Genomic DNA, 11,848 nt, shown 5'->3' with positions numbered 1-11,848 from the left:
CCCTGAATCCTGAAGAGCCGGTTTTCCGAGTCATTTTCAAACCACCCATTGGTAGGGTGACAGCATGATCAACACCGCCCGATTGCACTCAGATCTCTCCCGACTCAACCGTGAAACCTCGATGATGATGGCCACGATTGAAACCCTGTCCGCCGATGAACTGGCCGCCGATTCCCTCTGCGAGGGATGGAGCCGTGCGCATGTCATCGCCCACCTAGCATCCAACGGCCGCACCCTGGTCAAGCTCATCGATTGGGCCATTACCGGCGAACCGCAGCAGCTTTATGCGTCCACCGAGGCGCGCAACGCAGAAATCGCCGAGCTTGCCGCCTTGCCCCGCGAAGAACTGCTCGCCGGTTTCCGCGACGCGGCGGCGTTCTTCGCCGAGCAGTCCGAGCGCCTCACCGGCGAGCTGGCGGTCGAAGAGGTGGATCTGCACGGCAAGATCATCCCGGCGACCTCCATCGTGGCGCTTCGGATCGCGGAGATCGTCATCCACCACCACGACCTGGACACCGCCTGGACCATCGAGGAGGCGGACCCGGATTCCCAGGAAAATGCCGTGGAGGCCGCGGTACGCACCATGCGCGTGAAGAATGCCCCGGGCATGACGCTGGTGACCGAAGAAGGCGACGAATGGGTTATCGGCGACGGGGCGCTGAAGGTCCGCTCGGACCGCGAAGGCCTCATCGAATGGCTCGCCCGCGGCCAGGCGCGGCACATCGAGGCAGATGGACCGATCCCGGCCCTGCCTGCTTGGTAGCAAGCCCCACCCTGGCTGCGGAACTCAACGAGTTCCGCAGCCAGCGCCCTTTAATGGCCTACAACGCGACCTGGCGGTTCTGATCCTTGTACAGCAGGTAGCGGAAGTTGCTCGGCCCGCCGGCGTAGCAGGCCTGCGGGCAGAAGGCGCGCAGTGACATGTAGTCTCCGGCCTCGACCTCGACCCAGCCGCCGTTCAAGCGGTAGACCCCCTTGCCTTCCAGGACATAGAGGCCATGTTCCATAACGTGGGTTTCGGCGAAGGGAATCGAGGCCCCGGGTTCGAAGGTCACGATATTCACCCCGAAGTCGAAGGCGATGTCATTCGGGTCGAGCATCCTGGTGGTGCGCCATTTGCCGTCGGTGCCCGGCATCTCGCCCGGTTCCACGTCGCGTTCGTTGCCCACTACCGGCCCCGGCGCCGCCACGCCGGCCGCCGGCTCGTAGCGCTTGCGGATCCAGTGGAAATTCGCCACCTCGGCGCCGTCGTTGCGCGCGGACCAGTTGGCTCCGGCCGGCAGGTAGGCGTAGCCGCAATCGGTGAGCACATGCTCTTGGCCCTCGATCACCAGGGTCAATTCACCGCCCAGCACGAAGATGAATCCCGATACCTCGGCCTGCGGTTCCGGCTTGGCCGCTCCTCCGCCGGGAGAGACTTCGAGGATGGACTGGGCGAAGGTGGTGGCGCCCCCGGCCACCGGACGGTTGAGCACCCAGGCGCGGGTGCTGGACCATTCGGGGAACACGCTGGTGACGATATCGCGCAGCACCCCCTTGGGGATGACGGTGTAGGCCTCGGTGACGATCGCGCGATCGGTCAACAGGTCTGTTTGCGGCGGGTGGCCGCCGAAGTTGGTGTAGTACGCGGCTTTTTGCGCGGCTGCTGCGGTCATGATGTTCCTCCTAGGCATGTGAACGGTTCAGCGCGATCGCTTCGAGTTCGGCGGTTGAGATTTGGGCTAGTTCCTGGACTTCTTCTGCGCTCACCGCACCGCAGCTCACGCCGCGGTGGATATAGCGGGCCAGGGCTCGCGCGGTGGCCGGTTCGTCCATGATGGCCGAGTCGATCCGGTGGACGTAGTTGCGCAGCCGCGTCGCCGCGGCCTGCAAACCTTCGCGGAAGAAGGCGAAGGTTGCCAGGTAGCGGGTGGGCAGCTGATTCGCGTGCATATCCCAGCCCTGGTAGATCCCGCGTTCCAGGTGGCGGCGCACCAGTCGGGCATGCAGAGCCCAGGCCGCCGCAATATTCTCCGGGTCTCCGGCCGGAATGATGTTGGTGGAGCCGTCCGATAGCTCCACCCCGGTGCCCGCGACCGCCACCTGCATGACGTCCTTGGCGAAGTCGGCGACCGGGTGCTCCATCGATTGGTAGGCGGCTGCGACGCCAAGGGAGGCCGAGTAGTCGTAGGTGCCGTAGTGCAGGGAGGAAATTCTGCCTTGGCCGGCGTGGATCAGCTGCGCCACCGGGTGGCTTCCGTCGGCCGCGATGATCACCTGCGGCGTCTCTACCTGCACCTCGAAGCGGATCTCTCCGGCTTCGAGCCCATGATTCTGCTCCAGCTTCTCGGCGAGGAATACCATCGCCTCGACCTGAGCTACGGTGCTGACCTTGGGCAGGGTCAGCCGCAGCCCGTCGGGCAGCGGACCGTTTTCAAGCAGCCGGGAGATGAAAAGATCCAGGGTGCGGATGCCGCGGGCCCGGGTCGGGGCCTCGAAGCATTTGAAGCGGATGCCCAGGCAGGCCGGAGCCTGCCCGGCGGCTACGGCGGCGGATACCGAGTCGGCGGCGGCTAGTGCGTGCGCGTCCTCCTCGGCATCCGGCCGGTTGCCGTAGCCATCCTCGAAATCGAGGCGCAGATCTTCGATGGGTTCAACCTCTAGCTTGGCCGCCGCCAAGGCACCGAGCCGCTCGGGCTCGGCGAGTCCCAGCGTGGCCGCCAGCTCGCCGAGTCCCGCGGCACCGCCGGCGACCGCGAGGGCTGCGGCGCCCCACTGCGCGGCAAGTTCGCCGGTGAACCGGTCCCCGGGAACGTACACGGTGTGCACCGGCTGGCGCGCTCCGCTCTCCCCCGGGTAGCCGTGAGCGAGGAGCTTGTCGGTGTCGGCCAGCCGTGCTTCCACGGCCGCTAGGGTTGACTCATCGAAGAGATTGCTCATGCTTTGGTCACGAATTCCTTATCCAATAGTTCGTACGCTGGGGTGGTCAAGAAGTCGGCGAAGTCCTCATCCTTGCCGCTGGTCAGCGTGGCGATCAGCTCGGCTGCCGGCTGGTAGTAGGCGGCGAACTGTTCCGCGTTGCCGACTTCGGAGCGCAGCCGCTCAACCTCTTCGGCCAGGATCGTGGAGACCAGCTGCGTGGTGATGGTGCTGCCGGTGTCGGCGGCCACGACCTCGTTGCGGATCTGCTGCCAGATCTGCGAGCGGGAGATCTCCGCGGTCGCGGCATCTTCCATCAGGTTGTGGATGGCTACCGCGCCGTTGCCCGAAAGCCAGACGGCCACGTAGTTCACCGCGACGTACAGGTTGGCGCGCACCCCGGCCTCGGTGACCTCGCCCGGGGCGCTGGCCACGTCGAGCAGCTGCGCGGCGGTGACCTCGACCTCTGGACGCTGGCGGTCGATCTGGTTTGGCTTATCTCCCAAGGCGGCGTCGAAGATTTCCCGGCAGATTTCCACGAGGTCCGGGTGGGCAACCCAGGAGCCGTCGAAGCCGTCGGTGGCTTCGCGGCTCTTGTCTTCGCGGACCTTGGCGAAGGCCGCGGCGGTGACCTCTGGTTCTCGGCGGTTCGGGATGAAGGCGGCCATGCCTCCCATCGCGAAGGCGCCGCGCTTGTGGCAGGTCTTGACCAGCAGCTCGGTGTAGGCGCGCATCATCGGTGCGGTCATGGCCACGGCCGAGCGGTCCGGCATGATGAACGCGTCGCCCGCCTCGCGGAAGGTCTTGATGATGGAGAACAGGTAATCCCAGCGTCCGGCATTCAGACCCGAGACGTGGTCGCGCAGTTCGTAGAGGAACTCTTCCATCTGGAAGGCCGCCGGAATCGTTTCGATGAGCATCGTGGCGCGCACGGTGCCGTACTCGATGCCCAGCTCCGCCTGCGCGAAGGTGAACACCTCGTTCCACAGGCGCACCTCCAGGTAGTGCTCCATCTTCGGCAGGTAGTAGAACGGCCCCTGGCCCGATTCGGCGAGCACCTTGGCATTGTGGAAGAAGTGCAGGCCGAAGTCGACCAGCGCGCCGATGGCGGGCTTGCCGTTGATCAGCACGTTGTTCTCCGGCAGGTGCCAGCCGCGGGGGCGGACCACAACAACCGCGCGTGGCGCGTCGGTGCGCAGCGCGTAGGTCTTGCCTTCCGGCGAGGTGAAGGACAGATCCCCGCGGGCCGCCGCGTTCAGGTTGGCGATCGCGTCGATGACATTGGACCAGCTCGGGGTCGAGGCATCCTCCAGGTCCGCAAGCCAGACCTTGGCGCCTGAGTTCAGCGCGTTGATGGCCATTTTGGCCGGGCTTGCCGGGCCGGTGATCTCCACGCGGCGGTCGCGCAGCGCTGCGGGGGCCTCGGCGACCTTCCAGTCACCGGTGCGCACCGCCTCGGTCTGCGGGTCGAAGTCGATGGCGCGCGCCTCGGAGAACTGCTGGCGGCGCGCACCGCGTGCTTCCAGCAGCTCGTCGCGCGTGCCGGCGAACTTTTCGTGCAGCTTTTCAATGAAAGCCAGCGCCTCAGCGCTGAGAATCGCTTGTGCGCCGCTTACCTCTGGGATTCGTGTAATTGAGATGGTCATGGTGCTCCTTAACCTGTCAGTGTCGTGTTCCAGCGACAATATTTACGTGCGGGTCTACTGCTTTCCGGCCGCTTGGACCACCGCGGCGGCCACGTTCCCGGCGACCAGCGGGTCAAAGACCGAAGGGACAATAAACCCGGGGTTCAGCTCTTCCGGTGCAACCCGGGCGGCGATCGCATCTGCCGCGGCTAAGAGCATGGCGTCGGTGATCTCGGCAACGCCGGCGTCCAGCAGTCCGCGGAAGAATCCGGGGAAGGCCAGCACGTTGTTGATCTGGTTCGGGAAGTCGCTGCGCCCGGTGGCGACCACCATTGCGTGGCGGCCTGCGACCGCGGGGTCCACTTCCGGATCCGGGTTGGCCATGGCGAAGACGATCGCGCGTTCGTTCATCGCGGCGATGTCGTTTTCGTCCAGAACGTTTGGCGCCGAAACGCCGATGAAGACATCGGCGTTGACCACGGCTTCCTTCAGCGTTCCGGTGAAGTTCTCGGGGTTGGTGTTTTCGGCCAGCCAGGTCCGGTGCGCATCGGTGTAGCGTTCGCTGCGGTTGATCGCTCCGTTGCGTCCGCAGGCGACGATATTGCGTGCGCCACGGGCCTTGAGCAGCGCGATGATGGCATTGCCGGCGGCGCCGACGCCGGAAACCACAATGCGCAGGTTCGCGAGCTCCTTGTCCACTACCTTCAGCGCATTGACCAGGGCGGCCAGCGTCACGATGGCGGTTCCGTGCTGATCGTCGTGGAAGACCGGAATGTCCAGCTCCTCGCGTAGGCGGGCTTCGATCTCGAAGCAGCGCGGGGCGGCAATGTCTTCGAGGTTGACCCCGCCGTAGACCGGGGCCAAGGCCTTGACGATGCTGACGATCTCGTCGGTGTCCTGGGTGTCGAGGCAGACCGGCCAGGCATCCACGTCGGCGAACTGCTTGAACAGCGCTGCCTTGCCTTCCATCACCGGCAGCGCGGCGGCCGGACCGATATTGCCCAGCCCGAGCACGGCCGACCCGTCGGTGACCACGGCGATGGTATTGCGCTTGATCGTGAGGTTGCGGGCATCTGCCGGATTCTCCGCGATTGCCATGCAGACGCGGGCAACACCAGGGGTATAGGCCCGGGAGAGGTCATCGCGGTTGCGCAGCGCCACCTTGGGCGTCACCGAAAGCTTTCCGCCGAGGTGCATCAAGAAGGTGCGGTCCGAAACGTTGCGGACATTCACCCCGTCGAGATTGTTCAGGGCATCGCGTACCGTATCGCCGTGGGCGACGTCGGCGGTGTTGCAGGAAACGTCGACCACCATGTGGGTATGGTGCGATTCGGTGACATCCAAGGCCGTGATGTGGGCACCAGCTGAACCTACCGCCGCGGCCAGTTCGCTGGTCGCGGTTATCGATGCTGGGGTCTCTACGCGAAGCGTCAACGAATATCCCGGGCTTGGTGCTGCCATCAGATCCTCCTGTAAATGTTTTCCGTATAGTGGATACTATTATCCTCAAAATGAAAATGCAAGAGGGTTTTGTGTGCTGAAGCACGATTTTTTTGCCATTAATTTTCGGATCGTGGAAGAAAATGGAGTTTTCGGGGTATTCTGGGGGCTAGGATTTCGCATCGTAGAACTAAAACGTAAGCTACTTCCAAAATCAGTACCCTAGAAGGAGCAGCAGATGACGCAGACCGCCAGCAAGTCCACTACCGGTGGAGTTCAGTCCGTTGAACGAGCCTTTGAACTTCTGGAAGTCATCGCCCGGGCCGGAGGCGAAGCGGCGCTCAGCGAGCTGGCCGCAGACACTCCCCTGCCGCTGCCCACCATTCATCGCCTGCTGCGCACCCTGGTTGGCGTTGGCTACGTCCGCCAGCTGCCCAACCGCCGCTACTCGCTGGGCCCACGATTGATCCGCCTGGGCGAGGTGGCCAATCGCCAGCTTGGCGCCTTGGCCTCCCCGGTGCTCAAGGAACTGGTAGGCAAGCTGGGCGAATCAGCCAACATCGCGGTACTGGACGGCGACATGGTCACCTATATTGCCCAGGCGCAGTCCCCGCACTCAATGCGGATGATCACCGAGGTGGGCCGGCGCGCCATGCTCCACAATTCGGGAGTCGGCAAGGCGGTGCTTTCGGTACTAGACGACGAACGCGTGCAGCGCCTGGTCGCCCAGGCAGGCATGCCGCCGAAGACCGCCAACACTATCACCACCCTGGGCAAGCTGTTCACCGATGTTGAAGCCACCCGTGAGCGCGGGTACGCCATCGATGAAGAAGAGCAAGAGCTCGGCGTGCGCTGCATCGCCGTTCCGGTTCCCGGGGCGCCGACCCCGATGGCCATCTCGGTCTCCGGGCCGGTCACCCGCGTGGACGAAGTATTTATCAGATCGGCCGTGCCGGAGTTGCAGGAAGCCGCCCGAGAGCTGGGCCGGCAGTTGGTCGCCGTGGCGGAATAATCCGCACTCACCGTCGCCCGCGCAAAATCCCCTTCCGGGCTGGGGCAGCATTGCCCGCATGGTGGCTAGCGAGGCAAGCCCCGCCTGCCTTCAACATGGGTCTGCACCTTGAATGCTCTTTTGACATCGTCAGCGCACAAAGCGAGCCCCTCGGTGCAGATACTGGCGATTCGCTTCCGCAGATTTTGAGCAATATTGCCCGGCGTCAACGAGCCATAGGTTTAATGGGCATCGGACCGGCTAGCGGATTGTGCTGCGAGGTACTTTCCAGCCCAGAAATGAACTTGAGCAATGATGCTTCGATGCTCAGCCGGGCTGCTTCATAAATCACCCGCGGCCGTTGGTCCCAGGAGCTGCCCTGCCCGAGCCCCTCAACCTCTACCGGCGTTCATGCCAGCGATCTAGAATCGGGCATGTCGACCAAAGAATCGAGAGGAGCCGCCGCGTGGCCAATTCCCGATCACCCAGGAATCCCTTAGCTCGATCATGCGTCACCGGCGCCTCAACCGGCGTGGAACCGTCGATGCTTGGCGTAGCCCTTTCATTCCTCAACGATCAATTCGCCGAGCTCCGTGCCCAAGAGCCACGGGCACGTTCTGGAGATCCCGAGGCAATCCACGGCATGCGGACCGCAACGCGGCGTCTGCGCTCGGTCCTAGAAATCTACGGAAACTTTCTCGAAACGGACTCCTGCCAATTCCTGAGTCGGGAATTGAAATGGCTTTCCGGGGTCCTGGGCCACGCCCGGGATGCTGAAGTCATCCTCGATCGGCTTCGCACCCGCATCAACGATCTGCCAGCCGAATGGCAAACCACGAAAATTTCCGAAGCACTCGAACATGGGTTCCACACGGAATACACCACCGGATACGAGCGGACACGCAGGCGGCTGGGTTCCAAACGCTACCGCCGGCTCCTGAAGAATCTCGAACAATTTCGAGATGATCCCCCGGCTTCCGGCCCGGTTGACCGGCCAACCCGGGCCAAGATCGCCACCTTGGTCAACATTCAAGCCCGGCTTGCGGATCGCTCATTCCGGGCCACGCTGCGAAGCAAACCCGGACGCGGGCGCGAGGAAGCGTTGCACCGGCTGCGCAAGGACACTAAACGACTGCTGCACGCCACTGAAGCGACAGCGGCGATCCACCCCAAACATGCGCTCGCGTTGGGCCGCAGGGTCCGCAAGCTGCAACGCATCCTCGGCAACCATCAGGACAGCGTGATGACCCGCGCATATCTTGAGAAAGCCATTAAGGATCCCGCTCTTCCAGCGGAAACCCGGCAGGCCTGCGAACGCATAATCAGCGTGGAACGACGCATCGCGGAAGCAGCGGTGAAGCAATACCTCCAGGTCCGGAGAAATTCCCCGGACCTGCGCTTACGTCGCTGAATTTCTGGCTTCAGGGCCCATCTGAAATTTCGCCCAAACGTCATTGAAATTCCAGAAAAGCGCACCCGGACCATCTTCCTCAGGCCTTAAATGGCGCTCCACCCGGTGTCCGAGGCAAGCACCACACCGTTGATGTTGGTGCTGTCGTCGCTGAGCAGGAAGGTAATCGAGGCTGCCAGCTGAGCCGCGGTTGCCATCCCGGGAATGATGCTCATCAGCGGCGCAATCATCTGCTGGGCATACGCTGAATCCATTGGCGCTTCGATGTTGGTCTGCACCGCACCGGGGGCGACTGCGTTGAAGCGGATTCCCTTCTTCCCGTACATGACGGCCGAGTTTTTGGTCATGCCAACCACCGCATGCTTCGAGGCGGTGTAGGCAACGCCGGCTGCCGCGCCGCGCAGCCCAGCTTCAGAGGCGACGTTCACCACCGTGCCGTTTTCGGCCGCTAGCATTGGCGGCATTACGGACCGGGTCAGCTTCAGGATCGAGTTCACATTCACGTTGAACACGCGCTCCCAGGTGGCGTCTTCGATTTCATGGATGGGCTCAAACTTGTCCATAATTCCAGCGACGTTAGCCAGGGCATCGATTTTGCCTTCGCCAGCGGCAACGATCTGGTCAATGACGTGCTGGTCGGTGATGTCGCCGGCTACTACAACGATGCTCAGCTGCGGATTTTCCGCGACCAATTCGCCCAGACGCTCGCCACTGATATCGGCAGCGATCACCTTGCCGCCTTCCTTTGCCACGCGCAGGGCGGTCGCCTTGCCGATGCCCGAGCCTGCACCGGTGACAATGACGGTTTTGCCGTCAAAACGTGCCGGGGTGATTTTTTCCTGCCAAAGGTTTTCGGTGCTCATACCTGCTCCTCTTGAGTGTTTTTGAATAATAACTTCATGTTATGACACAGGGTGTCATAACTCAATGCGTCATACTTGAGATATGCCGGACACTCAGGATCTCTCCCCCATACGCCTCTCCGGACGCCCGCAGAGCATCAATCCGGATTTGGTTGCCCGCACCGCCTTAGAGCTCTTTGCCAAACACGGTTACGGCGAGGTCTCCATGGCGCAAATTGCCGAAGTGGCCGGAATCGGACGCAAAAGCCTCTACCGCTACTTCGCATCCAAGGCGGATCTGGTGTGGGGAGGACTGCTCGAAGCCGCTGAAATTTCAGAACAGGCATTGGATGCCGCACAAGGCTCTGACATGCGGCTGCTGGACGCCATGCATGAGGCAATCCAAGCCGCCCTGCGATCTCTACCGGATCTGGAAGTCACCCGCGGCCGACTGCGTCTGATCGCAGAACAACCCGAACTGTTGGCCCAGGCGCCCCTGCGGATGGCCCCGCAAAACGGGCAAATGCTGCAGCATCTAGTGGACGGCGGACTCAGCGTAGATGAGGCCCACTACCTTTCGGTGGCCTTTGGCAGCGTCACCTTCTCTGCGTGGATCCGCTGGGCGCAATCCAACGAACTCAGCCCCGCTCAGTTCCTCACGAACGCCATGAAAGTTCTTCGCCTGCCGTAGCCCCACTGCGGAAGCTATTTCGCGCCGGCCCACTGATCATCGATCATGGCGGCAAAGTCGAATGCTTCATCTAGGATTTCGCGCAAGCTTTCTTCGGGCGCGCTAACCCAGCGAACTAACGCGTGGTCATAGAGCGCCATGGCCAGCAGCGCAGAGGTTTCCGCCCGACGAACGTTGGCGCAAAATGACGATAATGCCTGCGCCAGGGAAGCCTGCTGCTCACGTCTAAATTCTTGCCAGCTGGCGCGCAACGCGGGACTCCCCCACACCAGCTGAATTCGTCCCCGTAGGGCTTCTGGGTCTTGTTCTGCGGCCACGACCGTCGATTCAAAGCTTCGGCGCAAAAGTTCCAGCAGGCTTTCTCCAGGATGAGAGGCCATGGACGCCAACGCTTCAGAAAAATGCACATTCAGCGAACCTAGGGCGGTGATCACCGCATCTTCCTTCGAGGAGAAATACCTGAAGAAGGTAGCCCGGGAAATGCCCACTGATTGAGCGGCTTGCTGTGCAGTAACGTTCTCCAGTCCTTGCTCGGCGAACAGGGTATAGATCTGTTCTGCCAACTCGACCTTCATCTTCTCGCGCACTCGTTCACGCACCGCAGGGACCATGGCAAAAACTTTACTCTGAGATGATCGACCTCTTTTGAGACTCAGTCTCTTTGCCCATATCAGGGACAATTTATTCTCGGCGTGTCGCATAGAGGCAAGTTAACGAATCTCAACAATCAACCCGTTTTGACGTCATACTTAGGACCTCTTAGTTAGGCTCGATAATAGATAACAATGCAGACATGAGGGATTCGCATGGCACAGGACATCAAGGTAGGCACCATCGAGCTCGGGCAAGGGCTGCAGATAACCGGTCAAGGGTTCGGGAGCATGTCACTTAGCGGACCCTATGGCTCGGCCGAGGATGACGAATCTCTGCGCACCCTAAATCACGTCATCGATAGCGGAGTTACTTTCCTCGACACCGCCAACATTTACGGCGAAGGACATAATGAGTCCCTGCTGTCCCGGGTGCTCAAGACGCGCAGCGATGAAGTTACGCTGGCCACCAAGGCTGGCATTGTTCGCCCAAAAAACCCGGGCGATCCACGAGCCAATGGCGATCCGGCCTTCATCAAGGAATGTCTCGATGCGAGCCTGCAACGACTCGGTGTCGACGAAGTGGACCTGTACTACTACCACAGGGTTGATAGCCGCGTGCCGATCGAGGAGACCGTCGGAGCCTACGCTGAACTGGTTCAAGCCGGCAAGATCAAACACATCGGATTATCCGAGGTAACCTCCAACGAGCTTCGTCGGGCACATCAAATCCACCCGATCACCGCAATTCAGATGGAGTACTCGATCTTCAGCCGGGATATTGAGCGCTGGCTGCTTCCGACGGCATGCGAGCTCGGGGTCGGTTTGGTTCCCTATGCCTCGCTGGGCCGCGGCTACTTCACCGGACAGGTGGACTCGCTGGAGCAGTTGGAGTCCGGCGATATCCGGCATAATTTCCCACGCTTCGAACCAACGAGCATGAAGCGGAATCTGCGGCTGCGAAAGGTCATCGAGGCCGTGGCCGAACGTGAAGGATTCTCCACGGCGCAGGTGGCGCTGAGCTGGGTCTACGAGCAGGCTGACCGCCACAGCGTGGCCGTTTCACCAATTCCGGGCACCCGCTTCCGTGCCCATTTTGATGACAACTTGGAGGCGCTGAACATTCGGCTCTCCGAACTATCAATGAACGAGTTGGATGCCTTGGCTGCTCAAGTCGACGGCGAACGTCAACGAGACATCTATTCTGTTTCCAAGGGCCGCGAAGAACAGCAGATGGCGAACTTATAGTGCTGAGCCCCGCGGGTTAAACCCGGAGCATTCATCCGCACTGGCTGTTCAACCGCTCAGCTCTGCCACCCGTTGCCGCTTATCACCGCTACTGCGTAGAGTTTCGAGCGTA

At 61.9% G+C, this 11,848-nt stretch carries 12 protein-coding genes; 6 read left to right on the top strand and 6 right to left on the bottom strand.

The window, feature by feature from the left end; genetic code table 11:
- Positions 1-64 precede the first annotated feature (64 nt).
- Positions 65-763, top strand: coding sequence for a maleylpyruvate isomerase family mycothiol-dependent enzyme (locus tag CIK74_RS07615; RefSeq protein ID WP_096255253.1), 699 nt, complete (start codon positions 65-67; stop codon positions 761-763).
- Positions 764-821: 58 nt separating this feature from the next.
- Here the strand turns inward: CIK74_RS07615 and CIK74_RS07610 are convergent, their stop codons facing one another.
- Genes CIK74_RS07610 through CIK74_RS07595 form a run of 4 tightly spaced genes read right to left on the bottom strand, consistent with a single transcriptional unit; the run spans position 822 to position 5,984 of the window.
- Positions 822-1,655, bottom strand: coding sequence for a bifunctional allantoicase/(S)-ureidoglycine aminohydrolase (locus CIK74_RS07610; RefSeq protein WP_096255251.1), 834 nt, complete (start codon positions 1,653-1,655; stop codon positions 822-824).
- A 10-nt stretch (positions 1,656-1,665) separates the two neighbouring features.
- Positions 1,666-2,919: an aldolase/citrate lyase family protein gene (locus tag CIK74_RS07605; RefSeq protein WP_096255250.1), complete on the bottom strand. Its 1,254-nt coding sequence runs from the start codon at positions 2,917-2,919 to the stop codon at positions 1,666-1,668.
- Positions 2,916-4,544, bottom strand: a complete 1,629-nt coding sequence (aceB, locus tag CIK74_RS07600; RefSeq protein WP_096255248.1) for a malate synthase A — start codon at positions 4,542-4,544, stop codon at positions 2,916-2,918. The genes CIK74_RS07605 and aceB overlap by 4 nt, the downstream gene beginning before the upstream one ends.
- Before the next feature lie 54 nt (positions 4,545-4,598).
- Positions 4,599-5,984, bottom strand: a complete 1,386-nt coding sequence (locus CIK74_RS07595; protein ID WP_096255246.1) for an NAD-dependent malic enzyme — start codon at positions 5,982-5,984, stop codon at positions 4,599-4,601.
- A gap of 217 nt (positions 5,985-6,201) precedes the next feature.
- Here CIK74_RS07595 and CIK74_RS07590 point away from each other — a divergent pair, with 217 nt between their 5' ends.
- The 3 genes from CIK74_RS07590 (at position 6,202) to CIK74_RS07585 (ending at position 8,365) form a co-directional block, all read left to right on the top strand.
- Positions 6,202-6,975: an IclR family transcriptional regulator gene (locus CIK74_RS07590; RefSeq protein ID WP_096255245.1), complete on the top strand. Its 774-nt coding sequence runs from the start codon at positions 6,202-6,204 to the stop codon at positions 6,973-6,975.
- 95 nt (positions 6,976-7,070) lie between these two features.
- Complete coding sequence (locus CIK74_RS18500) at positions 7,071-7,301, top strand: hypothetical protein (RefSeq protein WP_141392900.1); 231 nt, start codon at positions 7,071-7,073, stop codon at positions 7,299-7,301.
- Between the two features lie 119 nt (positions 7,302-7,420).
- A complete protein-coding gene (locus tag CIK74_RS07585; protein WP_141392899.1) occupies positions 7,421-8,365 on the top strand; it encodes a CHAD domain-containing protein in 945 nt (314 codons plus the stop codon).
- 86 nt (positions 8,366-8,451) lie between these two features.
- On the opposite strand, the gene CIK74_RS07580 is transcribed toward CIK74_RS07585, so the two are convergent.
- A complete protein-coding gene (locus CIK74_RS07580; RefSeq protein WP_096255242.1) occupies positions 8,452-9,228 on the bottom strand; it encodes an SDR family NAD(P)-dependent oxidoreductase in 777 nt (258 codons plus the stop codon).
- Between the two features lie 82 nt (positions 9,229-9,310).
- Between CIK74_RS07580 and CIK74_RS07575 the strand changes: the two genes are divergently transcribed.
- Positions 9,311-9,898, top strand: a complete 588-nt coding sequence (locus CIK74_RS07575; RefSeq protein WP_096255240.1) for a TetR family transcriptional regulator — start codon at positions 9,311-9,313, stop codon at positions 9,896-9,898.
- A gap of 14 nt (positions 9,899-9,912) precedes the next feature.
- Here CIK74_RS07575 and CIK74_RS07570 read toward each other — a convergent pair whose 3' ends face one another.
- Positions 9,913-10,509, bottom strand: a complete 597-nt coding sequence (locus tag CIK74_RS07570) for a TetR family transcriptional regulator (RefSeq protein WP_170947787.1) — start codon at positions 10,507-10,509, stop codon at positions 9,913-9,915.
- Positions 10,510-10,704: 195 nt separating this feature from the next.
- Between CIK74_RS07570 and CIK74_RS07565 the strand changes: the two genes are divergently transcribed.
- Positions 10,705-11,736: an aldo/keto reductase gene (locus CIK74_RS07565; RefSeq protein WP_096255237.1), complete on the top strand. Its 1,032-nt coding sequence runs from the start codon at positions 10,705-10,707 to the stop codon at positions 11,734-11,736.
- Positions 11,737-11,848 lie beyond the last annotated feature (112 nt).

It is taken from the genome of Glutamicibacter sp. BW77 (assembly GCF_002332285.1).
Classification (GTDB): domain Bacteria; phylum Actinomycetota; class Actinomycetes; order Actinomycetales; family Micrococcaceae; genus Glutamicibacter; species Glutamicibacter bergerei.
This window is presented reverse-complemented; position numbering and strand designations above follow the sequence as displayed.

Bases quoted from the DNA above. Each gene is read 5' to 3' on its own strand.
- CIK74_RS07610 (WP_096255251.1), bottom strand. From the start codon at position 1,655: ATGACCGCAGCAGCCGCGCAAAAAGCCGCGTACTACACCAACTTCGGC.
- CIK74_RS07595 (WP_096255246.1), bottom strand. From the start codon at position 5,984: ATGGCAGCACCAAGCCCGGGATATTCGTTGACGCTTCGCGTAGAGACC.
- CIK74_RS07605 (WP_096255250.1), bottom strand. From the start codon at position 2,919: ATGAGCAATCTCTTCGATGAGTCAACCCTAGCGGCCGTGGAAGCACGG.
- aceB (WP_096255248.1), bottom strand. From the start codon at position 4,544: ATGACCATCTCAATTACACGAATCCCAGAGGTAAGCGGCGCACAAGCG.
- CIK74_RS07570 (WP_170947787.1), bottom strand. From the start codon at position 10,509: ATGGTCCCTGCGGTGCGTGAACGAGTGCGCGAGAAGATGAAGGTCGAG.
- CIK74_RS18500 (WP_141392900.1), top strand. From the start codon at position 7,071: ATGGGTCTGCACCTTGAATGCTCTTTTGACATCGTCAGCGCACAAAGC.
- CIK74_RS07575 (WP_096255240.1), top strand. From the start codon at position 9,311: ATGCCGGACACTCAGGATCTCTCCCCCATACGCCTCTCCGGACGCCCG.
- CIK74_RS07615 (WP_096255253.1), top strand. From the start codon at position 65: ATGATCAACACCGCCCGATTGCACTCAGATCTCTCCCGACTCAACCGT.
- CIK74_RS07565 (WP_096255237.1), top strand. From the start codon at position 10,705: ATGGCACAGGACATCAAGGTAGGCACCATCGAGCTCGGGCAAGGGCTG.
- CIK74_RS07590 (WP_096255245.1), top strand. From the start codon at position 6,202: ATGACGCAGACCGCCAGCAAGTCCACTACCGGTGGAGTTCAGTCCGTT.
- CIK74_RS07580 (WP_096255242.1), bottom strand. From the start codon at position 9,228: ATGAGCACCGAAAACCTTTGGCAGGAAAAAATCACCCCGGCACGTTTT.